Below are 24630 nucleotides of genomic sequence, written 5' to 3' on the forward strand. Positions count from 1 at the left end.
CTTAATAGAGCAAGGGCGCAGCGCTAAAGCCCATATCCAAAATATAAAAAGAACAAAGGATAATTTATGTGTTTGGCGTTACCCGCCCAAATTATACAAATTCTTGATGATGCCAAAGCAATAGTAAATGTAGGGGGTATCACCAAAGAAATCTCAACTGAATTAGTAGATAAAGTCGCATTGGGGGACTATGTGATTATTCATGTTGGGTATGCGTTAACACGACTGGATGAACTCGAGGCACAGAAAACCCTAGATCTATTTGCTCAAATGACTCAGGATGAATCGGCATGAAATACATTGAAGACTTCCGCGATGGTGATTTTGCAAAAACGCTCGCCCGTCAAATTGCTACACAAGTGGATCCGGATCGACACTATCAGTACATGGAATTTTGTGGTGGTCATACTCACGCTATTCATCGTTACGGAATTCCAAGCTTACTACCGAATAATGTAGAAATGATCCATGGCCCGGGCTGCCCTGTTTGTGTATTGCCGATGGCTACGACCGATAAAGCAATGGCTTTGGCCGCATTATCGAATGTGATTCTTTGCAGCTATGCTGATATGTTGCGGGTTCCAGGGACAGGACAAAAAAATTTACTGCACGCCAAAGCACTCGGTGCTGATGTACGGATGATTTATTCAGCAAGCGATGCGTTAAGAATCGCTCAAGAAAATCCACAACAAGAAATTGTATTTTTTGCTATTGGTTTTGAAACCACCACGCCTCCAACTGCACTAGTTATCCGTCAAGCGCATCAACTAAAGCTCAGCAATTTTAGTGTTTTTTGTAACCACGTTTTAACACCAGTGCCTATGGATCACCTACTGCAAGCCAACGAAGTTAAACTCGATGGGTTTGTGGGCCCTGCTCATGTCAGTATTGTCATTGGTAGTCAACCCTATGAAGCGGTATGCAAAAAATACAGCAAACCCATAGTGATTTCCGGCTTCGAACCTTTGGATGTGCTGCATTCTATTTTAATGTTAGTTCACCAGACTAATGAACAACGATGTGAGGTAGAAATTCAATATACTCGGGCGGTAAATCGCTTAGGTAATCTGCTATCGCAACACATTATGGCTGAAGTATTCGAATTACGCGATCAATTTGAATGGAGAGGCTTGGGATTTATTCCTCACAGTGCTTTAAAAATTAGGGCAGAGTATGCGGAGTTCGATGCAGAAAAGCGATTCGATATTCCAGATTTTATCTCCCATGAACACAAACAATGCATTTGCGGGGAGGTTCTTCGAGGCGTAAAAAAACCACTAGAATGTAAATTATTTGCCAAAGCATGTGTTCCGGAAAATCCTCTAGGCTCCTGTATGGTGTCCTCTGAAGGCGCATGTGCTGCGGTATATGCTTATGGGCGGGTGAATGCATGATGACTGAAGCAGTATTATCCAAAAAAATAAAAGCACCAAAACTCAATTTTAAAGAAGGGATTATTAATTTAACCCATGGCGGTGGTGGACGCGCCATGAGCCAATTAATCGAACAAATGTTTTTAGCTGCTTTTGATAACCCCTGGCTTGCTGAAAAAAACGATCAGGCTTGTTTTTCCATATCAGCTGGAAGAATGGTTATGACCACAGATGCTCATGTGATATCACCATTGTTTTTTCCGGGAGGTGATATAGGTTCCTTATCGGTTCATGGAACGGTGAATGACATTGTAATGTCGGGTGCAAAACCATTATACCTGTCTGCCAGTTTCATTTTAGAAGAAGGATTTCCACTGAGTGATTTGCAAAAGATTGTTAAATCGATGGCGGCTGCCGCTAAACAAGCTCGTGTCGCTATTATTACTGGGGATACCAAAGTAGTTGAACGCGGCAAAGGGGATGGAGTGTTCATTACTACAACTGGAATTGGAGTAGTCCCTGAAGGCATCCAGATCTCAGGTAACCGAGCCAAACCGGGTGATTGTATCCTAGTCAACGGGCATATTGGCGATCATGGGGTTGCCATTATGGCCCATCGGAATAATTTGCAATTTCAAACTACCCTCCAGTCCGATACCGCTGCACTAAATGATTTAGTCGCTCATATGATTACTGCAGTACCTGATATTCACTGTTTACGCGACCCTACGCGTGGCGGTCTCGCAACTACATTAAATGAATTTGCTTCGCAATCGAATGTGGGTTTTATTATTGATGAAAGTAGGATACCAATACGTACCGAAGTTGCCAGTGCCTGCGAGCTGTTAGGGCTTGATGCGTTATATGTTGCCAATGAAGGAAAACTGGTAGCCATTTGTGATTCTAACGATGCGAATACTTTATTAGCCGCAATGAAAGCACATCCTCTGGGAAGGCATGCGGAAATTATTGGGGAAGTGATTGAAGACCCACGGAATTTTGTACAACTGAAAACAAAATTTGGTGGTATGCGAATTGTCGATTGGTTAGTAGGAGAACAATTACCGCGGATTTGTTGAATAAAGCCAGTTTAATTGGGAATACTGAAGGAAGCAAAACAATATTATGTCTAGGCGGGAATCCATGCTCAACGCCTGGAAAAACCTTGAACCAATCACGTTGCGTTCGAGCTATAAGGAGTTTTATGTCTATAAAAATAAGCTATTTCATGCCTTATTTAAAATTGCAGAGTTTATTGTCCGCCTTGCAGGACGCAGGATATTGCTGTGTTGGTCCTCAAGTACGTGATGGCGCTATTGTTTATGATGTGCTCAAAAATGTAGATCAATTACCTTGGGGGATCCGAGATCAGCAAACCCCTGGAGGCTATCAACTACAAAAAATTTCAGAACATAAAGCATTTGCCTTTGCAAATGGACCACAAGCAATCAAACCTCTTTTATTTAAACCTCAGGAAACGGTATGGAAAGTAGAGCGAAACAGTGAAGGGAAACTATCGTTCCAACCCCAGCAAGCAGAGGAGCAACCACTGGCAATGATCGGTGCACGCGCTTGCGATTTAGCAGCAATGAAGATTCAAGACAAAGTATTTATTGAGGGGGGCCATCCCGATCCACGTTATAAAAAACGACGTGAAGATTTATTTATTGTAGCAGTGAACTGTTCTTATTCCTCCAACAACTGTTTTTGTGTTTCAGCAGGCACCGGCCCCGAAGTCAAGAACTCTTTTGATATTCTTATGACTGAAGTTGATGATGGTTTTGTAGTCAATTTCGGCAGTGAACGTGGTCAAGAGATTATTGAACGCTTGAACTTGTCTAAAGCAAAATCGAATCAATGCAGCAAAGTCAGTAAAATTATAAAACACACTGCAGATATGCAAACTAAAAGAATTCCTTTGGATAATAAACAAGGTTTACGCGATTTATTATTTGCCAATTTAAATCACCCAAGATGGGAAGAAGTGGCACAAAAATGTTTATCCTGCGGTAACTGCACCTCCGTGTGTCCAACATGTTTTTGCCATAGTGAAGTAGAAAAACCCAGTTTAGATGGCAGCTGTAGCGAGCATCAGCGCGAATGGGATTCTTGCTTTAGCGCAGGTCATAGTTATTTGAGTGGAACAGTACTTCGTGAGGATACTCGAAAACGATATAGACAATGGTTGACTCATAAGGTCGGCAGTTGGTTTGATCAGTTTGATACCAGTGGTTGCGTAGGGTGTGGACGATGCGTTACTTGGTGTCCAGTGGGCATCGATATTACCGAAGAATTAGCAGCTATTTCTGGTGAATCCAACGTAAGGATTAAAGAAAGTGATTAACCCAAAATTCGATCCCTATGTACCACTTGAAGCAATTATTGTGGAGAAAATCGAAGAATCCTCTACCATTTTTACCCTACATTTATGTCTTCTTGATTCGGAACGACAGGAGCAATTTCTCTTTGCCCCAGGACAATTTAATATGCTTTATTTGTATGGAGTGGGTGAGGTCGCGATTTCGATTGTTTCTGATCCAGAAAGAAAAGATATATTAACCCACACTATCCGGGCCATAGGTCGAGTAACTAAAGCATTACAAAAGCTCCAGCCAGGAGATCGAATTGGAGTACGAGGTCCTTATGGACGAGGATGGCCACTTGAACAGACAAAAGGCAAAGATATAGTAGTGCTCACGGGCGGTCTAGGTTGCGCCCCTTCGGTTTCAATTATCCAATATATTTTAGCACGTAGGGAACAGTATGGTCATTTGAGTATCTTACAAGGCGTGAAACACAGTGAAGATTTTATTTTCAGGAAACAATATGCAATTTGGCAAAAATCCCCCAATACTATAATTCATGTTGCCGCAGATCAAGCCGGACCTAAATGGCCGTGGGCTGTAGGTTATGTTACCGATATGATTGATAAGCTCAATCTGAATCCTGAAAACACAATCGTCATGATGTGTGGCCCAGAAATGATGATGAATACCGCGGTTAAGGCACTCTATAAACGTGGTATTTCGGAACACGATATTTATTTGAGTATGGAACGAAATATGGAGTGCGGTATAGCACAATGTGGACACTGCCAATACGGAGGATTTTTTATTTGTAAGGATGGCCCTGTATTTGCTTATTCAGAAATCAAAGAATTGTTTAATGAACGGGGATTTTAACAACCATGAAGCCACGTGTAGCGGTACATAAATTCACGTCATGTGATGGATGTCAATTAGCCTTTTTAAATGCAGGAGAGGACTTACTTACATTATCTGATTTAGTGGACATGGTGCATTTTTCGGAGGCCGGAGCAGTCGAGGTAGATGCACAAGTCGATATTGCCTTTGTTGAAGGCAGCATTTCTACGCCAGACGAAGAGCACCGCATCAAAAAAATTCGCGAGAAAAGCAAATTTATTATAACGATTGGTGCCTGTGCTACCGCCGGTGGTATACAAGCCTTACGTCATTTCGCCAATACAAAAGAATGGGTCAGCAGTATTTATGCTTCTCCAGATTATATACAAAGCTTGAGCACCTCAACTCCAATAGCTTCACATGTCAAAGTGGATTGGGAGTTATGGGGTTGTCCTGTAAATAGCAATCAAGTATTAGAAGCGATTCGTTTTTTATTATCCAATGCGACGCCACATATCAAAAATGACTCTGAATGTATGGAGTGTAAACGTAAAGGTAATGTTTGTGTTTTGGTTACTCAAAAACAACCCTGTATGGGCCCGGTAACCAAATTGGGATGTGGTTCACTATGCCCAACCGTAGGACGTGGATGTTATGCATGTTATGGTCCTAAGGAAAATCCCAATCCTCAATCCTTGGGCAACTGGTTCGAACAGTTAGGTATGACTCGAGAAGCCATTGCACAAAAATTTCTGCATATTAATAATCAAGCACCGGCTTTTAATAAAGCAGGTACCTATTTTAAAGGTATTAAAATAAGCAATGAGTAATACAATTTCCATCAATGTTCCCATCTTGGCGCGAGTAGAGGGCGAAGGAGCACTTGAACTCCACATTCAAAATAATGCAATCACCAAACTCCAATTAAAAATTTACGAACCGCCTAGATTATTCGAAAAATTTCTCGAAGGTAGAAGTTATACTGAGGTTCTGGATCTTGTGGCTCGAATCTGCGGGATATGTCCAGTTGCGTATCAAATGAGCGCAACTCAGGCAATTGAGCATTGTTTTGCCCTACAACCCTCTCCTTGGGTACGAGAAATGCGTCGTCTCTTTTATTGTGGTGAATGGCTGGAAAGCCATAGCATGCATATTCATTTTTTGGCCTTACCTGATTTTTTAGGGTTTCAATCAGCACCTGAAATGGCAAAAACTTATCCTGAAGAAGTACGACGCGGCATCCGTTTACAATCGTTTGGCAACGACTTAATCAAATTATTTGGAGGCCGTTCGGTGCATCCGGTTGGTGCCTGTGTAGGTGGGTTTTATAAAGCCCCTAATCATGTGGCAATCAATACCCTTTTAGAAAAAGCAAAAGCACGAGTCGAAGATTGCGAAATATTGATTCGCTGGCTTGCAAAGCTGTCATTTCCAGATAACTCTCATGACTTTACTTGTGTCTCGCTTTATCATCCCACAGAATATCCATTTAATGAGGGGCGATTGGTCTCTGATCATGGATTAAATATCAGCATTGATGAATTTGATGTTTATTTCAAAGAACATCAAGTTCCCTATTCCACTGCATTGCATTGTTTATTAAAAAATAAACCTTATCTTGTTGGGCCTCTTGCACGCGTCAATAATTGTTTTGGCCATCTTCCGCCCCCTATTCATCTTCTGCTTCAGGATTTAAAAATAAATTTTCCTTCCCATAATATGTACCACAGCATGATGGCCCGCGCGGTTGAAATCTATTTCTGCATTTTGGAATCCATACGTATCATGGAACAGTATGAAATTCCTAAGGAAGCCCATCCTGAGATAACACCACGTGCAGGGACAGGATTTGGATGTACTGAGGCACCCAGAGGAACTCTGTGGCAGCACCTTCAATTAGATGAGCAAGGACAAGTCAAAGCTGCTCGTATTGTGCCGCCAACCAGCCAAAATCAGGCACGTATTGAGCAAGATTTACGTATTTCTTTGGAACAATATGGACTTAATCAAGATGAGGAAGCATTGCGAGCTTACAGTGAAATGATTATTCGCAATTATGATCCGTGTATTTCCTGTTCCACTCATTTTTTAACAATTAAAGTGAATCGAGAATGAATTCTATTAAAGTATTAGGCATCGGTTCACCTTTTGGTGATGATCAAGCCGGTTGGAACGTAGCCTCTGAACTTAAAAAAGAACTTGCAATGTATACCCACATAGCTCCCCACGTGCTCATTGAGAGTCATGATCGTCCCGGTGTTGGTCTCATTGAATTAATACGAGGATATAACACTGTTTTTATTATTGATGCAGTCAAATCGGGCAGTGAAGTGGGGACTGTACACCGGTTTCAAAAAGACGCCCTTCTTGATACAGGACATCGATTCTCAACTCATGACATCGGTATTCTACAAGCCCTGCAATTAGCCAGCGCACTGGATGAATTACCGGCCAATCTTTTATTTTATGGAATCGAAATTGAGACACTGACTTTAGATAAAACACTTTCTTATAATGTAGAAGAAGCCATAGCGAAGGCGACATTTCAACTTTTAAATGAAATTATTATTGCTCATGGATAATCATATTCGCAAAAATACTAGCCTCCTTCTTCTTCGCTTTTTAATGGTTTGCAGTTATATTTTTTGGGTATCTATAAAAAATAAGCGGATTCAAAACCTATTCATCGAATTTTGCTGTCCTAAAGCATTATATTTGAAGTCAACGCATTTACGTCCCTAAACACAATTTAGGGGAACTCGAACAATTATCGTTCGGAGGAACTTCTAAATGAGAGAGGGCTATTTTACCTTCTTTAATTAATTCAGTGTAAAATTCTTTTGGAAGTAAGGATTCAAATAGGGAATAAGGCAATGACTCCTTTCGCTTAGGATTAATATGCCATTTTATTTTTCCAGATCGATTTACATAAAATGCCCCTATAATTTCCTCGGAGGAAATAGTGCCAACGATATTTACTTCCTCTTTATTTTTAGAGAGTTTAGCACAACTCGTTTCACCTCTGGATATAAAAGTACTTTCGAGATCAATCGCTGTTTTTCCTTTAAAATCGATTAGATAAATATAAGATTCTGCCCATATGGGTTTAGTTGCTATAGTCACTTCATTGCGAACGACTAAGGATGGCAAGGCATAACTTCTTGCGACATGAAAGGATTTGGAGGTAGAAACACCAATAGAACCGCTCATATCCCGAACATAATCTTCTAAAAAATCTGATTTAACGCTTTCTTTAATTCCATATTTAAAACAAAAAGAAATATCTTCTGCAGAACCTCTAAATAAAATACCTTGATAATAGCTTATCGGGTTTTTATCAAATACGCTCCATTCTTTTTCCCAATCTTCCTTGGTTTCTATTTTAAAAATTTCATCTAAAAAATAATTATTGAAGGAATAATTATTCCATTTATTATTTTTATCCCTAAAGTGAATTTTAATAATTTCTCTGGCTTCTTCGTCATTAGCTTCTGTTAATTTTTTTTGTAGCTGTTCTAAAGCAGGATAAAGTTTTTGACTGTGCCGAAAACTACTAAAAAAATCTGGTTTATAAATGGGTTTTTCATTGGAATTAAATGAAAAATGAGATCGTTTAGATTGTTTTATATAATTATCAAGCGCCTTTTTAAATACTGGCAAGTATTTATTTTGCATCGTTCGTACAAAAGTAAACAAATTTTCTCTATAGTACAATAACGCTTAAAATAGAAAAATAATTTTCTTTTCTTAAGTGAACCAAAAAGAGTCTCATTTAGTTATATCGCCTTGGACTAAAACATTAATCCTGAAGACGTACTTTAGCTTATTTCATTCAATATTGGAAAGTAATGACCATTCTAAAACCTTAATGATCTCTTAATGTTCATAAAGTATAATTCAGATTATTAATAGCCGCTGGCGAGAGATAATATGTTACCCCTGAATTTTCTAACTCAAGGAAGTCTTGTCGTTCCAGCCAATAGTTCAGTTCCTTTAGTTTTTCCTGGCGTTCGCGGAAAAATAAAACAGATCATTCAATTACCTAATGGACATTCATTAGAAGCAAACAGCTTAGCAATAATACAGCCCTTGAATTTAGATAAACCAGAACAGAAACAGCGATTTAGATTAACTCCTTATGTACCCGTGGGTTCGAGCCGCGATGACTTACCTGAAAATCAAAGAAATATTTCTATTGATGAAAAAAATAGCGGTGAAATCGAACTCAATGATCCTTCTCAGTATTTAGAATATATCGAACAATATCAACCCTCCAAGGCCCCCTTATTTAGCGAAGGCTCTCCCTCCATAGAAGATGTGAGACAAGCCAGAGTACCCGATTGCTTTTTATTGGCGTCTCTCGCGGCCATTTTGAGGCAACCCGATGGAGCAAGCTACATTCGTAGTATGTTGAGACAAAATGATGATGGGACAACGACCGTTCGTTTATTTAATCCTAAAACTTTAGAACCCGTTTATATTCGCGTAGAGAATTCATACATTGTAGATCAAAAAGGTAGTTTAAATAACCATACTGCTTTATGGGTTGATATTCTTGAAAAAGCAGCAGCCTCGGTTCCTGAGTTCTTTGGAAATACGAATGCTTCCATGAGCGGAGCTTTGAAAGGAGGTTCAGAGTCCCTTGCTTTGAAAATATTAACCGGTTGCAATTCAAAAGAAATATATATTAATAATGATAAGTATTTTGCTTGGGATATAGGCAATTTTTTTGCTAGTGAGCTCGAACAATTAAAGGTATTAACCCAACAGAAAAAACTTATAGAAGAATTCGGAGGGGAACACCAATCTGGAACAGATGAAATTATTTCAGAAATGCTCTCGTCAAGATTAAGAGTCTTTAAAGATATTTTTGATGAGAAGGCACAAGAAATCTGTTTAAAATTAATCGATTTTTATTTAGAAAATAAAGATGCATGGGAAAAAATTTACAAGGAATGTGGTAATGGGCAACAGCGTCTTGAAGAAATCATCAAACATTTTTCACAGGATGAGAAGAATAAACAGGCAGTTGATATCTTAAAAGAATTATTTACTTATTATCATAAAGATGTAGAAAAAGATGTACGAAGAGATAATCAAGAACTTTTCAGTGGAATTTATTCACCTGAAGAACTCAAAATTTTTAACGACATTAAAAACAAACTCGCAGGGAACGAATCCTTAACAGCCGGAACCCCTCATAGTTACGATGAGAAAGTACCCGGTTTAAGAGCGATGCATGCTTATACAATTGTTGATGTTGTTGAAACGCGCCGTCCTGTTAAAGATACGGATGTAATGCGTCCAATTAAAATGATACGCATTCGAAATCCATGGGGATTCACAGGCAGAATGTATTTACCCAACATGGAAAATCCGGAGCAAATTGATATTAAAGAGGAACGTGTTGCGGGTACTTTTGATTTAGAACTTAAAGATTTTTGTCGTTATTATGAAAGTTATACCAGCACACTAAAATTCTCCGCGATCCGAGTGCTGGCTGAGAAAAGAGAGCTCCTAGCCTTAAAAATGCAAGAACCTTTAAAAGATGTTGCGTCGGATCAGGATTTAGATGATGAGCGATTATCTAGAATAAGTGCTTTTTTTGAATGCAGAGCGGATTTAGTAGACATACAAATGACCGCTGTGGAATTATTGAATGATTCTATTCATGAGCAAATTGCGGACGTATTCAGTGATAATCTGAGAGATCCCCTAGAAGTCCAGGCTTCATTAGATAAAATTATTGAAGCCAATAAAATGACCATGATGAATTTATTTCAAACTTCAGATTGTGAACTCATTGCTGCATCCATTACCTATTGGTGGAAAAATTCGCACCAGGAACTTTCCGAAAAAGATGACAAAGCTTATCAGCATCAAATACTGGAATCGGTTAATAAAAATGATTTACTTTGGAAAGAATTCATTCAAAACTATCAGGTAGAATCTGCTCTGGCACTTATCCCTTTAAATAAATCGCAAAGATTAATCATTGATTTGTTTGCTAGCATAGAGTACACACAACGATCATTAGAACAAATAAATCCCGAGGGTGAGGGTTATGAAGCATTTTTTCGAGCTCTCGTTCTTCAAAGAGATTTGCTTGAGCAACATTTTAATTATCTTGAAAAATATGAACACCTTTTACAGCAATTTGATATTAAAATAGATACTTTTCGTGAGCAATTAAAAAAAATTAATGCTTACATCGAAGAATTAGAACAAAATCCAATCGCTGCTCAGATAGTAAAAAAACTTAAAGACGAACTACCCGCACAAAGTTTGTATGATTTTACATCTAATGCCGAAAGTCTCTTAGAAAATCTGGCTAAAATGGGTTTAGTTTTAAACGAATATCATGAAGAGGACTCGCCCACTCCTTTACCCACTCACGATGAACGTGAAAAGCAAAATTCGGGACATGCGCCTGAATGGTTAAATTCTTTAAGAGATATATTAGAAAAAGTTCTTAAAGCAATTGGGAATTGGAAAACGTCCGCTAATAACAAACAAATCGTCCAGCCACCTGAATATAATCGAAGCCCTGATGGGTCAAAGTATCCATTGCTGAAAAGGATTGGATTTTTTGGACCCAAATCTGAGGATGACTCCACCGATAAGACAGAAGTATTTCATCCAAATCAACATAATTGATCGCCACAGGTAGCCTACTTTAAAATTGGTGTGCTACCTTACATTCAGTTCTACTGAATTATCTTAAGTTTCTAGGAATCACCGCCGTCTTTAGATCCCATTTGAGAGCAAAGAAAATTTGCTTTTCTTAAAAAAAGAAATATCCTAATTTTATATTCTGCACACTAACTCAAAAGTTTAATGGAGACTCAATATGTCACAGGTTGCACTTATTACCGGGGCAAGCAGTGGTATCGGGCGAGCATTAGCTTTAGAGTTGGTATCTCAAGACCTCACCGTAATTGCTATCGCAAGACATAAGGATGAACTACTTAAATTAAAGGATAAAAACCCGAATAAGATTAAAATAATATCCGCAGATATTACTACGGATAAGGGTTTAAAAAAAATTGAGAATAAAATTAAAGGATTAAAAATCAATTATTTGATTCATAGCGCAGCTATTATTTCTCCCCTTGGTTTATTAAATAAAGCAAAACCTAGGGATATTAAGAAAAGCATTGCAACAAATCTTATTGCGCCCATACTACTCACTCAAATTGTACTTCCATTCTTTTCCAAACAAGGCGGTCGAATTTTAAACATCACTTCCGTAGCTGCAGAAAAAGCAGTTCCAGGTGCAGGTGCTTACTGCATCACCAAGTCTGCACTTGATATGTGGACGCAGGTATTGCAGACTGAATTACCCCCTGGGATCATAGCAACTGATGTTATCCCCGGAGAAGTGGATACCGGTATGCAAAAAAAATTGCGTGAATGCCCTGTTGAACAATTCCCATTAGCTACTGAATTTCAAGACGCGTACCAAGAAAAAACATTGATTCCACCCTCTGCTTGCGCCGAATTTTTAGCCTTTCTCCTATTAAAAACTACAGCAAAAGAGTTCTCTTCTAAAAGATGGAATATTTATAAAGATCACACAAAGGCAGTTCCTCTTCCCTTGAATAAAGAAAAACTCAATGATGGGATAAAAAAACAATAGAAAGAGACAAGCAATCCGTATGTTGTTTGCAATAGTTCTCGTTTATTGCCAATTCTCTAGGCTTATTCAAAAAGCAAAGCCATAAAAATATGATGCTCATATTCTCCATCGATTCGCACAGCATTTTTATGCACTCCTTCTTTCACAAATCCATATTTTTCGTACAATGAAATTGCAGTCTGATTATGCTCACGCACAGTAAGTTCGATCCGAGTTAGCCCCTTTAACTTAGCCATCTGTAATACCGTACTTAATAATGCCTCCCCTATTCCCTGTCCACGGTACGGAGCAGTCACCCCAATACCTAAACAACCCACATGAGCAAAAACAGGCCGATCAAGCGGGCTAATGTCACACCACCCAACTAATTGTTCACCACACATGGCAACAACTTGAGGCCAATTATTTTTAATATGTTCTAAAACAAACTCTTTAGTTGATTCAATTGGCGGTCCTTCTAAAAAAGCTAAAAATTTACGTTCGCGAGCAACACTATCTACAGCGTACCAAAACGCTTCAATATGTTTTTCCTGAATAGGAATAATGGAAAAGTGCATAGAGATCTCAATAAAATGAACATTAATGTAAGTAAAAAGAATATTTATTCTTGAGTCAATAAATGGTTGCCAAAGCAGGCAAAAATCTGAAAAATTCCAGAAAAATTAAAATAAAGATAAAACCAAAAGAACATGTTATAGTTAAATCAACACCTAAACTAATTAAAAAAAATGCAGAAAATTACAATTTATCATAACCCTAGATGTTCAAAATCAAGAAAAACGTTGGAACTGCTACAAAGCAAAGGTTATGAGCCTATTGTTATTGAATATCTAAAAACTCCGCTTACCCTCGAACAACTAAGCAGTTTAAGAGCGCACTTCGACTTGAAGGATTTCGTTCGCACAGAAGAGCCTGTTTTTAAAGAGCATGGTTTGTCCCTGGACAATGAAGCTGAAGTGTTACAAGCAATGCGTACAAACCCGATATTGATGCAACGACCAATAGTTACTTATAAAGATAAAGCAGTTATAGGACGCCCACCTGAAAATGTCCTGAGATTATTTGATTCGTTTAACTGAGGAAACCCGGGAAATTCATACATAGAAATTCCGGGGTTTCGCTAAGATCCCGTCTGCAGGGATAGTTACTATTTAGATGCTAATTGATTTGGACACCCCTCTTGATGGAATGCTACCAGTGCATTATAGATACCAGGATAATCTTCGAATGCATTTCTATTGACTTTAATATCATCAAAAACAGAATCTGTTCGGCCACAAGTTCCGTATTCTGTAATATTCGTGTGATCGCCATTTGATTTTTTGTAAGCCATGAACGTTTCGCCGCAATGAAGGTGAGGTCGCTTGTTTGCATTATTTCCTACAAATTCGGCATTACCACAATAAGTTTTCTTAAAATTAACCTTTAAGAAAGAAGTATTCGCAAATGAATTTGCGGATACTGAAATGATAAGGCAAGCTACTGCTGTAATTGAGAATTTATTCATCATAACGCTCCAAAAAAAATTAGGGCGTTCAATTTAACACATCTCAATACAGCAACCAAGATACAAAAACTCAAAATGCTAATATATTGACTTTATGTCATTTTTGCATCACATATGATCCAGGTGCAGGAGGTAGCTCAGGATCAAGATGAGGGGGGGAAACACGTCGTTGTGAACTGTTATCCCTTAACCAGTCATGCCAAGAAATCCACCAGGATCCTTCTCTTTTTTTGGCTTTGGTCACCCATTTTTTTGGTCCTAGATAAGGCATGCTTTTCTTGCTTTCATGAATATAATAGAAGCGTCCTGGATGATTGGGTTCACTAACAATTCCTGCATTATGCCCCCCATTTGTTAATACAAATGTAATATCCGAGTGCATCATCAAATGTATCTTATACACAGATTCCCAAGGAGCAATGTGGTCATTATCGGTACTTACTGCAAAAATAGGTACACGAACATTTTTAGGAGCTACTACTTCATCCTCAACACGAAAATGACCTTCAGCAAAATCATTTTTCAGGAATAGTTTCTCGAGATATTCGGTATGCATTTTATAAGGCATACGCGTTGCATCAGCATTCCATGCCAGCAAATCGATCATGCCGCGTTTTTTTCCGGTCATATAATCATCAATCATTTTTGACCAGATCAAATCATAGGTCCGTAACATTTGAAAAGAACCAGCCATATGTTTGGGATCAAGATAACCTTTTTCCCACATCATGTTTTTAAGAAATGCAATTTCACTTTCAGTGATAAAGAGCATCAATTCGCCTGCTTTTGTAAAATCTCCTTGTGCTGCAAGAAGTGACAGGCTTTTAAGTCGATTATCTTTATCCCGTGCCATTGCGGCGGCAGTAATCATTGCTAACGTTCCCCCAAGACAATAGCCCATCAAATGAATTTTAGTCTTAGGTATAATAGTGCTTACCGCATCGATTGCTGCCATCGAACCTAAACGATAATAATCATCCATACCTAAATCACGATCTTCTTCCCTCGGATTGCGCCATGAGACCATAAAGACTGTATGTCCTTGTGCAACAAGCCATTTAACTAAAGAATTTCCCGGTGATAAATCCAAAATATAATATTTCATGATCCATGCAGGGAGTATCAGAATAGGTTCTTTAAAAACAGTTTCAGTTTGAGGTTCATATTGAATTAATTCGATCAAATGGGTAGTAAATACAATTTTTCCCGGAGTGATTGCGACATTCTTTCCTGGTTTGAACCTTCCTGCACCTGGAGGTGGCATACCCGCTAATCTCCTCAGCCCATGCTCAATTGCAAGTTCTGTACCTTGAATTAAATTGGCACCCCCGGTATTAATTGTTTCATAAAAAAGATCAGGGTTGGTCATGACAAAATTCGAAGGTGATAACGCATCAAGTAACTGACGGATACAAAAAGAAACCGTGCGTTCTGCTCGGCTGGAAAGACCAGGAACTTTTCGCGTGGCATATTGCCACCATTCTTCAACCTGGATAAAAGCTTCAGCATAAAAACGCCATGGCATCAACTGCCAATTTTCTTTATGAAAACGAACATCCTTTCCTTGCCCTGGTTGTTTATCACACAGTAGATGAGCAAGAAATTCATCGATATGGGTAACTGGATAACAAGCTAATGCCAATAAGTGGCCTGGGGATTGAGCTAATTGCAAAAGCCAATCACAATGGGCAGTTCCTATTACTGCAGGACTCATTCCCATTGTAATCTTCCCAAGATTTGCCTGATACCATTTATTAATGTAATAAAAAAATTCATCCAGTTCATTCATATACATTGAGTATTGAGAGCGATTAACCATCTCAGGAACAACAAATTGTTTTTTTAAGTTTGATCGAGATGAAGCCTTCTTTTTCTCTGTTCCTTTCATGGTCAAGTTTCCTTTTGATTCAATCCAACTAACCCTTGTGGGCAAATTATGCGATGTGCTGCTGTAAATTATAGTATTTTTTTAAATATACTGCGTACGTTAAATAAAGAGAAGTCAGCTTGAGTTGCTCTAATATTGGAGTATGCTTAAAAGAGGAGATAAACCATAAATTGAGGGAAAAATGAAAAATCTATTAACGATTTTATTTAGTGTCATTTGTACTTCAGTACTTGCTGATGATTTGGGGAAAAATACCTATCAAGTCACATGTAAAACGTGTCATGCACCCCAATTTGCAACTGGGATAAAAGCTCCTGCCGCTTTTGATAAAGAAGCTTGGGAGATACGCATTAAAAATGCTGAGCTTGAAGTCCAAAAAAATCCTACAGAATATAAAACGGCGATGGATTATTTATTGTATAGGATGAAACTGGGTAAAGGGTTAATGCCGCATAGTGGATTGTGTAAGGAAGCGGATGTCCCCAAGAAAAACTGTTCGGACGAAGCATTCATTCAGGCAATTCAATACATGGCTCAGAGCAAAAAATAGCCTGGCTATGATGGAGTAGACTCCAAGTTAAAGGAATACCGATCCTATGCCCTAGCTAGGCTACAATGAAAGTTTAACTGAGAGCTTTTTTTAAGGTTTATCATGATACAAAACAATCAGCTCCTTACTTGAGGAACACCCTAAAACCTCCATTGTTTTAGCCAACGTACCTTCTACTGTTCGATAAGAAATATTCAAACTACGTGCAATTTCTTTTGAGCTTTTTCCTTGGGCAAGTAGTTTAAGACACATTGCTTGTTGTTCTGATAAGTGCACGGGAAGATGAGAAATTTTATGAAACAATACGAGATCTTTTTCATTTAATTTGGCTGGTGTGGATTCACTTACTTGATTTCCATCAACATGCTCAAATGCACTTAGTACATGTTGTTCCAATGCATTATCATCTGTATTAATAGAAAGCTGTGCTACCTTTTCAAATAATTGATCGCGCTCGGCGTGCAGCATATCAAAAAAATGTTTAAGATCCGTAGCTAATAAAGGTGAAGGATTCCGTGCTATCCGCTCTATTTGAACTGCAGTACTTACTTGCAAAAATACGACAAACTCTGTAGACAATAAGTCACGAATTGCCTCATTACAAACAATACTCGCTTCAGTAGCAACTACAATATTCTCTTGAGTTTTCAGGACACTCAGAAGATCATATTGGCATTGATAAAAATCTTTTTGACCCTCTGCCCCAAAAATTTTATTTAAGGGACGCCCAATATGATACTCTATTCCAAGATCAGCATCGATAAAATCCCAACCCAATTTTAAAGCCAATCGTTTTGCAAATAAACCTTTGCCGGCTCCGGGTAGGCCAACGATAAAAATACGTTTATATTGATTCATGGTTCTCTCTCCTCCAGGCTTTTTTAAAAGCACTAATTTTTGAATCTACTTATATTATAAAAAATACACTAAAATAGAATCAATAAGTAGAAATACTCATCAAATAATACAATGTTTAAACCGAAAGAGTTTTTAGCAGCTTTTCTCTATTAATAATTTTTTTGCTGTGACTAAATCAAAATATGCTTTTTTCTTATCGGCTGGGTTACGTAAAAGATAGGCTGGATGGTAACTTACTATAAAAGGGATATTATGATAGTAGTGCAATGTATTACGCAATTGTTTTAGGGGAAGTGATTTGTTGAGCAAAACTTGTCCTGCGAAACGCCCCAGAGCCAAGATTAAATGAGGCTGTACAATCTCAATTTGACGAGCCAGATAAGAACTGCACTGAGCAATTTCATCCGCTTGAGGATCCCTATTGTTTGGTGGCCTACATTTCAAAACATTGGCAATGTAAACTTCTTCTTCAATCATCTCAATGCTGTGTAGCATTTGATTTAATAAACCTCCTGCTTTACCCACAAAGGGTTGACCTTGTTGATCCTCATAAAACCCTGGCGCTTCGCCAATTATCATTAATTTGGCCTTAGAACTGCCACGAAAAAAAACCGTTTGCGTACGAGTTTTATGTAAAGTACACCGAGTACATGCAGCGACCTCTCGAGCTAATGTGGATAAATCCTGTTCACAAGAACGATTAGGCTTACGTAACACCCAGAGATCAATCCCCATAGTCTGTAGGTAATAACGATTTAAAGTGTCTGACATAAAGGACTCATTTCAAAGCTGTAATGCTAGAGAACAATTGGAGTGTTATTTTCGTTTTTAATTTTTGATAAATCAATGCTTACTTTTTATTAAAAATAAAATAGGGAAAGTATGGCCGAAAAAATTCCTACCCACGAAGGCGGGAATCTATTTCTAGACTAGCGGCGTGAGATGCAAATTCTTAAGGTGAAAAGTTAAATATCCAAAAATTTAATCGCCTCTGCGAGTATTACTTGACGAGATCGTTCAAATTGTACTTCACTCCAGATAGTTTCTATATGTAATGATCCATTATCAAGACATTCTTCATAAGCAGCTAATGCAATCAAAATATGAGAAAATTTGATTTTTCTAAACTTACTGAACGCTTCAAGTAAAGTCATATATTCAATTGAAGATCCTGATATATCATCACCAAATTCCCCTTCAACTCCATCAAATTTTTTAGCAAACCAATCTTCTAATGGCTCCCCTCTCATAATGAAGCTGTGAGATAGTTGTGATCCCCCAAGGACCCGGGTATCCAGATATTGTTGAATATCAACACAAATTGTATTTCGCTTTATATACTCAAAAGCTTCGGCAAATAAAGGAGTTAATTTAAAAGTTTGTACCTGCACTAGAGCACGTAATTCAATTAATGACTTAAGACTATGGAGATTTTCCACACGTAATTCAGTGTGTTTCTCTAAAGAAACTTCCTTCTTCTGTATTTCTATTTGACGGTCGAGTTCAGTAACTATATTCTTCAAACAAACCGCATTACTTTGTTGCATTAAAATTAATTTATGCAAGCAACCACGAACCTCTGAGGACAATATTTGAGTCTGCTTGCTCGAACACGCATTTGTGAGAGCGTTCTTAAAATCCCCTTGATCTATCTGATCGTATAACTTAGCCGCCTTTATATACAGATTTGCATGTTCCTCTTCTAAATGCTCCTCTAACATTTTGTGCTTTAAATCATCAATTTTGGCAACCTGGGTAATTTCAATCATCCCACCACCAGGGAGAATATAAAATCCGTAATGTTGGGCAAAACGAATACGTCCATGTCCATCAATATTGATTCTATCTACTGCTTCATTCTGAAGTTTACCTCCCATCTGAATTTGTATAGGATAGAGTTGATTCGAAGGAGGATGATATATATCAAGCTGTTCCAGATCAAAAAGAGAGGTTTTGTTGGTTTTATTCAAATGGGCTTTTTGAGCCCTGCGAAATTGCTCCCAAATCTCAGGCGTATATTCACAAAGTGGCTGCTTCAATCTCATTTGACCTGGAGTGGTACCAAACTCAAACCAAGCGCTTAATTCAGCATCCATTTCCATACCATAGAAATCTAATAAAACATCAAAATATTGCTGATTTTCTATACGTTGTATCACGTCCGCATAGTTAATGAATGTTGCAGCATATGCTAAAGTTTTATAATGAAGCTTTGCTTGCTGCTTATGAGAAACTTGTCCGGGAAGCTTTTTGATCTCTGCAATTTTATCCTGCATTAGGGCATATCGACCTTTAGAAGTTGCTTCTCTATATTGAATCAACATTGGACCGACATCAGTAAATAACTGCACCATGATTTCTCCTTATTGGCTTACCATTCACTCGCAGTATCCTACAAGCTCTATTATTCACCCTGTAATCTAGGTATTGCTTGAGTCAATCAATTATTTAAGTTTTTGTTTCATTATAGTTAATGAATTTGAAATATTTTGCTAATATAGCTTTTGCTGTCATTTAGGAAGAAAACACTATGACATTAACAAAGAATCCAAATCCTTATTCTGCAGAAACAGCATTTCATGATGGCAGGTTACGCCAAGCTCAATTGAAAATGCTTACGATGCTTGGAGTGGTGGATTCTATTTGCCTTAAACATGGGTTGGACTACTGGCTTGATGCAGGAACTCTTTTAGGAGCAGTTCGCCATCAAGGTTTTATCCCTTGGGATGATGATGTAGATATTGCCATGCCGCGTGCCAGTTACGAACAATTTCTACGTATAGCACCAACCGAAATTCCAGACTGGATGTGGCTGCAAACAATTCATAGCGATCCTGGTTATTTTAATATGGCTACTCCTTTAAAAATCCGAGACCGCACCAGCCGCTTTATCGAAAAACATGAAAAAGGCAATGAACCCTATATACAGGGTATATTTATTGACGTGTTTGTCTACGACACCATGCCTGTAGATCCCAAACAACGCAAACGATACAAATTCTATGCTAAAAAGCTATCTCGTTTGTTAAGTTCTAAATACAGTAAAGTAAAAATAGGACACTATCCTGGATTTTATAAAGCTATAGCCTCAATCTTACCTAAAAACTTACTTGAGTTTTGTTTGCAAAAAATTATTCAACAAGCAAATACCAGTCCAAGCCCTTATATAGGACGCGGTTATAATTGTGTTGGAAGAAATTTAATTAAGAAAGATGAAATATATCCTTTACAACGCGTTCTCTTTGAAACAATAGAACTTAATATTCCCCAAAACGCTGAAACATTTCTCATCCAGCAATATGGTGATTATTTGCAATTACCCCCTGAGGAACAAAGAGTCATGAGGCATTGCAAAGAGCTTATTCCTCACCTGGAAGAAACCGCCTAAAGCGCCCCACTCTCGAGTGATTCTGAATCCATTGACAGATAATCATGCAATCGGTTACAATTGTACGCAATATCGAACAAGCACATCATATAAGAGGCTTAAACACATCATGGACATTATCTCTTAAGTACGCCCCAAGCGCCGGGCAATGACGAAAGCAGTCGCACTAACTGCCCATTCAACTACTTAAGTGAGTTACATGATGCATCAGCCAATTCAAATTAAACATCTTTGTCTTTCTTTTCCACACAAAACATGTTTTGAGGACTTTAGTGGGCAAATTTCCTTTGGCAACCGGATTGCGATTATTGGACGCAATGGTTGCGGAAAATCAACCTTATTAAAGCTGCTTGCGAAATTACTTGAACCCACAGAGGGGGAAATACGTTTTCCTAAAGAATTTAACATAGGATATGTTCCACAAGTTATTGAAGAATTTGTTTCATTAAGCGGAGGTCAACGTTTTCATAAATTATTAACCCAAGCACTGGCATCGGATCCGGATCTGTTATTGCTCGATGAACCCAGCAACCATCTCGATCGCAACAATCGCCGTTCATTGATGAGAATGCTCGCTGATTATAGAAAAACCTTGATTATAGTGACTCATGATATTGAATTGCTGCAAACCACTGTAGATACAATTTGGCATATCGATCATGCCGTCTTGCATGTTTTTACAGGTTGTTACGACGACTACTTGCGAGAAGTTAATATTCAGCGTAATGCAATTGAGGAGGTAATTGGAGATTTGAGTCGCCAGAAAAAACAAGTACATATGGATTTGATGAGAGAGGAGGCACGAGCCAAGAGCAGTAGAGTTCAAGGTGAAAAACACATTAAGCAGAGAAAGTGGCCTACCATCGTTTCTCAGAGTAAAGCACGAAATGCACAAGAGACTTCAGGCCGCAAAAAAAGCGCGATCAATTACAAAAAACACGAGTTGACTCAGCGTTTATCTGAGCTTTATGTGCCTGAGATTATTTCCCCTAAGTTTTCTATTCATGGAATGAAAACGAATGAGACTCTAGTCACGGTTCGTGATGGAACTGTCGGTTATGAGGAAAACAATCCAATTCTAAGTGAATTGAGTTTCACAATAAAAGCACGAGAACGAATAGCAATTCATGGGGATAATGGCTCAGGTAAATCCAGTATACTTAAAGCCATTTTGGATAATCAGTCTGTAATAAAAAAAGGAACTTGGATCGTACCCCATCACCATGAAATAGGAATCCTAGATCAGCACTACAACACATTAGCTCCAAATAAAACAGTTTTTGAGGTTATAAGTTGTTTATCGAAGGATAAATCCTATTCCGAAATTAGGAAGCATCTGAACGATTTTTTATTTCGTAAAAATGAAGAAGTTGAAGCATTGGTTTCTACTTTATCGGGTGGAGAAAAAGCGCGACTCTCCTTAGCACAAATTGCTGCAATGACGCCCAAATTACTTATTTTGGATGAAATGACCAATAACCTGGACAGAGAAACACGGGCCCATGTAATCCAGGTACTCAAAGCGTATCCGAGCGCAATGATTGTTATTTCCCACGATTCTGATTTTTTAAACGCGATTCAAGTAACAAGCGGGTATGAAATTAAGAATGGTTTATTACATTCCTTATAGTACCTAAAACAGAGTAACCATATGAATAAAAAAGACATTTTATTAAGTAAATTTTTCCTAAATCTGATTAAGCCCTACAGTGCGTATGTTATCGGATTATTATTTACCGCCGTGTATTGGGGAATTAACAACACGCTTTCACCCTATGTGTTAAAACTTATCATTGATAAGGTTGCCGCATTCTCAGGGGATAAATCCGCTGTATTGAGTGCGATAAAACCCTATATAACCGTATATATTACTCTATGGATCCTGATTGCCATTGATATGCGTCTTTCAGACTGGTTCCGATTAAAATTATTTCCCTATATACGTTATGACTTGATAAATAACATGTTTGCCTATTTGAATCAGCATTCACATCGTTTTTTTCAAAATAACTTTGCAGGCAGTTTGTCCAATAAAATCTCTGATATGACTGCAGGGACTATAGCAATTTTTACCACGATTGATGATGCAGCAGCCCAAGTTGTCGGGCTCATCATCGCAATCATCAGCCTACTCCTGGTACATCCTGTATTCGCCTTCATATTATTTATCTGGGCGATTGTGTTTTTGGGAATCGCAATGATTTATTTCAAACCTGTACAGGATCTGTCAAATCTATTTGCCACCAGCAAAACAACACTAGTAGGAAAAATGGTTGATAGCATAAGCAACATCACCAATTTACGATTGTTCTCCAGATCGGCTTTTGAAAATCAATTAATTCGAAATTCTGCCCAAGATACCACAAATAAAGATCAGACCATGCAAAGGACTATTTTGAAAATGCGCTCCTATTGGGACATAAGTATTATCGTGCTGATTGCCACTAATTTATACGTCCTGGTAGATATGTACAGTAAAAATCAAGTCTCAATCGGTGATTTTAGTTTTATTATCTCCTTGTCAATCAGCATTTTTTATAATTTATGGTATCTCGCCAGTCAATTTGTGTTGTTTGCGGAGGAGTTGGGTAAATGCAGACAAGCCCTAACCTTGATTTCAGAGCCACATGAAATTACCGATAAATCCGATGCACAACAACTTACCGTAACTCAAGGTAGAATTGAATTTAAAAATGTGAGCTTTCACTATGATGAAGGCGCCCATCTTTTTAAAAACAAATCCGTGGTGATTGAGCCCGGCCAGAAAATTGGTCTTGTTGGCTTATCTGGTTCAGGAAAAAGTACTTTTGTTAATCTGATTCTTCGTTTGTTTGATGTGGAATCAGGACAAATTTTGATTGATGGAACAAATATTCGCGACGTTACCCAAGAATCATTGCGCGAAAACATTGCGATGATTCCGCAGGATGTGACTTTATTTCATCGCACGCTCATGGAAAATATTCGTTATGGTCGCATTGATGCAACGAATGCAGAAGTCATAGCGGCATCCAAAAAGGCACATTGTCATGAATTTATTTCCTTACTTCCTGAAAAATACAATGCGTTAGTGGGTGAACGCGGAATTAAATTATCAGGGGGGCAACGCCAGCGAATCGCAATTGCTAGAGCGATGCTAAAAAATGCACCCATTTTAATTCTGGATGAAGCAACTTCTGCTCTAGATTCATTGACTGAGAAATTGATTCAGGATGGCTTGCATCTGTTAATGCAAAACAGAACCACTATTGTGATTGCGCACCGCCTCTCTACCTTATCGGAAATGGATCGAATTCTGGTCTTTGATAAAGGTCGAATTATTGAAGATGGTTCGCATGAGGAACTGATTAAGATACCAAGTCATTACAGTCACATGTGGCAAATGCAAGCTGGAGGATTTTTGCCAGATAAGATGTAAACAGTGACAGTAATAGTTGTAAGGTGGATTCTGTCTCAGAAATCCCTAAACCGGTTTTATTGCACTGAGACTACAATAAAGAATAAAACTCGATAAATGGAATTGGAGTGCACTAATTATGGATTGGAATAATCGAAGCAATCACATTAGGAACTATATACCTCGATCCCGCGGACAAGCTGCGGGACGTTGGGAGAGGCGGGATAGCTCGGGACAGGTTCGGAACCGAGCTGGAATGGTTTTCCACGAAGGGTAAAAAATACCAGCCCTGCCCCACTCCGATAATTATGTGTTTAAATTGCAACGGGTTCACTAACTGCAGATTTACTTCGTTCATGCTGCAAGAACAGTTCAGCAAGCGCATCTGGGGAGGCATCTTTTTTAGCATCAATCGCTTTTTCATTCCATTTAGGAATACGAACTGATTTAAAGAAATTATCTTCAGCTTGTTCAAAGCGTTTATCAAAATGGACTGTATAGAGCTTGCCAAATCCAGAGATTTCTCCTTTTTCATTAGTCTCTAACTCGACAATGGCTTTTTGAGTTGCAGTTTTGGCTTCTAATTTTGAACCCTTTACTCCCTCTTCCAAGAGCTTTTTTGCTTCTTCAAGCGTTTCTGAAAAAACGACTTCATGACCTAATGAATAGCCACAAACATGTTCATAAGCCATTGCGTGAAAGGGTGAAACTAAATAAGAGGTCAAATCGGTAAAATTATCCCCTACCTTGGTGTATGCAGGACTAACTATTGCGTATATTTTGCTCATTTTATTCCCTAAAATTTAAAATATATAAAAATAAAAGTCTGGTTGAATTGACTTATTCTCCATAAATGCGTAGAAAAAACCGTTGCAACGTCTAAAAAT

The 24630-nt window shown here is 38.2% G+C and carries 23 protein-coding genes; 15 read left to right on the forward strand and 8 right to left on the reverse strand.

Annotation, left to right across the window (positions count from 1 at the left end; translation table 11 throughout):
• The first annotated feature begins 66 nt into the window (after positions 1–66).
• The 8 genes from HBNCFIEN_RS11450 (at position 67) to HBNCFIEN_RS11485 (ending at position 7098) form a co-directional block, all read left to right on the forward strand.
• Entirely contained in the window at positions 67–294 is a 228-nt protein-coding gene (locus HBNCFIEN_RS11450; protein WP_182391212.1) for a HypC/HybG/HupF family hydrogenase formation chaperone, read from the forward strand.
• A complete protein-coding gene (gene hypD, locus HBNCFIEN_RS11455; protein ID WP_182391213.1) occupies positions 291–1394 on the forward strand; it encodes a hydrogenase formation protein HypD in 1104 nt (367 codons plus the stop codon). Before HBNCFIEN_RS11450 ends, hypD begins: the two co-directional genes overlap by 4 nt.
• Positions 1391–2452 carry a hydrogenase expression/formation protein HypE gene (hypE, locus tag HBNCFIEN_RS11460; protein WP_370530102.1) on the forward strand — a complete coding sequence of 354 codons (1062 nt, stop codon included), beginning with the start codon at positions 1391–1393 and terminating at the stop codon, positions 2450–2452. The genes hypD and hypE overlap by 4 nt, the downstream gene beginning before the upstream one ends.
• Before the next feature lie 149 nt (positions 2453–2601).
• Entirely contained in the window at positions 2602–3717 is a 1116-nt protein-coding gene (locus tag HBNCFIEN_RS11465) for a 4Fe-4S dicluster domain-containing protein (protein ID WP_370530123.1), read from the forward strand.
• Positions 3710–4555 (forward strand): FAD/NAD(P)-binding protein, encoded by an 846-nt coding sequence (locus HBNCFIEN_RS11470; protein WP_182391215.1) that lies wholly within the window; start codon positions 3710–3712, stop codon positions 4553–4555. The genes HBNCFIEN_RS11465 and HBNCFIEN_RS11470 overlap by 8 nt, the downstream gene beginning before the upstream one ends.
• 5 nt (positions 4556–4560) lie before the next feature.
• Entirely contained in the window at positions 4561–5346 is a 786-nt protein-coding gene (locus HBNCFIEN_RS11475) for a sulfhydrogenase subunit delta (protein ID WP_182391216.1), read from the forward strand.
• On the forward strand, positions 5339–6631 hold the full coding sequence (locus HBNCFIEN_RS11480) for a Ni/Fe hydrogenase subunit alpha (protein WP_182391217.1): 1293 nt from the start codon (positions 5339–5341) through the stop codon (positions 6629–6631). Before HBNCFIEN_RS11475 ends, HBNCFIEN_RS11480 begins: the two co-directional genes overlap by 8 nt.
• Positions 6628–7098: a hydrogenase maturation protease gene (locus HBNCFIEN_RS11485; RefSeq protein WP_182391218.1), complete on the forward strand. Its 471-nt coding sequence runs from the start codon at positions 6628–6630 to the stop codon at positions 7096–7098. The genes HBNCFIEN_RS11480 and HBNCFIEN_RS11485 overlap by 4 nt, the downstream gene beginning before the upstream one ends.
• A gap of 148 nt (positions 7099–7246) precedes the next feature.
• Here HBNCFIEN_RS11485 and HBNCFIEN_RS11490 read toward each other — a convergent pair whose 3' ends face one another.
• A complete protein-coding gene (locus tag HBNCFIEN_RS11490; RefSeq protein WP_182391219.1) occupies positions 7247–8212 on the reverse strand; it encodes a hypothetical protein in 966 nt (321 codons plus the stop codon).
• Between the two features lie 234 nt (positions 8213–8446).
• On the opposite strand from HBNCFIEN_RS11490, the gene HBNCFIEN_RS11495 reads away from it, so the two are divergent.
• Together HBNCFIEN_RS11495 and HBNCFIEN_RS11500 are read left to right on the forward strand one after the other, a co-directional pair.
• On the forward strand, positions 8447–11173 hold the full coding sequence (locus HBNCFIEN_RS11495; RefSeq protein ID WP_182391220.1) for a C2 family cysteine protease: 2727 nt from the start codon (positions 8447–8449) through the stop codon (positions 11171–11173).
• A gap of 193 nt (positions 11174–11366) precedes the next feature.
• Positions 11367–12155, forward strand: a complete 789-nt coding sequence (locus tag HBNCFIEN_RS11500) for an SDR family NAD(P)-dependent oxidoreductase (protein ID WP_182391221.1) — start codon at positions 11367–11369, stop codon at positions 12153–12155.
• Positions 12156–12217: 62 nt separating this feature from the next.
• Here HBNCFIEN_RS11500 and HBNCFIEN_RS11505 read toward each other — a convergent pair whose 3' ends face one another.
• Positions 12218–12712, reverse strand: a complete 495-nt coding sequence (locus tag HBNCFIEN_RS11505; RefSeq protein WP_182391222.1) for a GNAT family N-acetyltransferase — start codon at positions 12710–12712, stop codon at positions 12218–12220.
• Positions 12713–12883: 171 nt separating this feature from the next.
• On the opposite strand from HBNCFIEN_RS11505, the gene arsC reads away from it, so the two are divergent.
• Positions 12884–13234, forward strand: coding sequence for an arsenate reductase (glutaredoxin) (gene arsC, locus HBNCFIEN_RS11510; RefSeq protein WP_182391223.1), 351 nt, complete (start codon positions 12884–12886; stop codon positions 13232–13234).
• 68 nt (positions 13235–13302) lie between these two features.
• Here arsC and HBNCFIEN_RS11515 read toward each other — a convergent pair whose 3' ends face one another.
• Positions 13303–13665: a hypothetical protein gene (locus HBNCFIEN_RS11515; RefSeq protein WP_255464201.1), complete on the reverse strand. Its 363-nt coding sequence runs from the start codon at positions 13663–13665 to the stop codon at positions 13303–13305.
• 94 nt (positions 13666–13759) lie between these two features.
• The gene (locus tag HBNCFIEN_RS11520) at positions 13760–15550 is read right to left on the reverse strand and encodes an alpha/beta hydrolase (RefSeq protein ID WP_182391224.1); all 1791 of its coding nucleotides are present in this window, start codon (positions 15548–15550) and stop codon (positions 13760–13762) included.
• 181 nt (positions 15551–15731) lie between these two features.
• Here HBNCFIEN_RS11520 and HBNCFIEN_RS11525 point away from each other — a divergent pair, with 181 nt between their 5' ends.
• On the forward strand, positions 15732–16100 hold the full coding sequence (locus tag HBNCFIEN_RS11525; RefSeq protein ID WP_182391225.1) for a cytochrome c5 family protein: 369 nt from the start codon (positions 15732–15734) through the stop codon (positions 16098–16100).
• Between the two features lie 90 nt (positions 16101–16190).
• Here the strand turns inward: HBNCFIEN_RS11525 and HBNCFIEN_RS11530 are convergent, their stop codons facing one another.
• The 3 genes from HBNCFIEN_RS11530 to HBNCFIEN_RS11540 form a co-directional block, all read right to left on the reverse strand.
• Positions 16191–16958: a shikimate kinase gene (locus HBNCFIEN_RS11530; protein ID WP_182391226.1), complete on the reverse strand. Its 768-nt coding sequence runs from the start codon at positions 16956–16958 to the stop codon at positions 16191–16193.
• 132 nt (positions 16959–17090) lie between these two features.
• A complete protein-coding gene (locus HBNCFIEN_RS11535) occupies positions 17091–17729 on the reverse strand; it encodes a uracil-DNA glycosylase family protein (protein ID WP_182391227.1) in 639 nt (212 codons plus the stop codon).
• A 194-nt stretch (positions 17730–17923) separates the two neighbouring features.
• Positions 17924–19312, reverse strand: a complete 1389-nt coding sequence (locus HBNCFIEN_RS11540; RefSeq protein ID WP_182391228.1) for a hypothetical protein — start codon at positions 19310–19312, stop codon at positions 17924–17926.
• Positions 19313–19488: 176 nt separating this feature from the next.
• On the opposite strand from HBNCFIEN_RS11540, the gene HBNCFIEN_RS11545 reads away from it, so the two are divergent.
• The 3 genes from HBNCFIEN_RS11545 to HBNCFIEN_RS11555 all read left to right on the forward strand — a co-directional run bounded on the left by HBNCFIEN_RS11545 (position 19489) and on the right by HBNCFIEN_RS11555 (position 23764).
• A complete protein-coding gene (locus tag HBNCFIEN_RS11545; protein WP_182391229.1) occupies positions 19489–20346 on the forward strand; it encodes a phosphorylcholine transferase LicD in 858 nt (285 codons plus the stop codon).
• A gap of 199 nt (positions 20347–20545) precedes the next feature.
• On the forward strand, positions 20546–21976 hold the full coding sequence (locus HBNCFIEN_RS11550; RefSeq protein WP_182391230.1) for an ATP-binding cassette domain-containing protein: 1431 nt from the start codon (positions 20546–20548) through the stop codon (positions 21974–21976).
• A gap of 21 nt (positions 21977–21997) precedes the next feature.
• The gene (locus HBNCFIEN_RS11555) at positions 21998–23764 is read left to right on the forward strand and encodes an ABC transporter ATP-binding protein (protein WP_182391231.1); all 1767 of its coding nucleotides are present in this window, start codon (positions 21998–22000) and stop codon (positions 23762–23764) included.
• Positions 23765–24057: 293 nt separating this feature from the next.
• Here the strand turns inward: HBNCFIEN_RS11555 and HBNCFIEN_RS11560 are convergent, their stop codons facing one another.
• Entirely contained in the window at positions 24058–24531 is a 474-nt protein-coding gene (locus HBNCFIEN_RS11560; protein WP_182391232.1) for a hypothetical protein, read from the reverse strand.
• Between the last annotated feature and the right edge of the window lie 99 nt (positions 24532–24630).

It is taken from the genome of Legionella sp. PC997, assembly GCF_014109825.1.
Classification (GTDB): Bacteria; Pseudomonadota; Gammaproteobacteria; order Legionellales; family Legionellaceae; genus Legionella.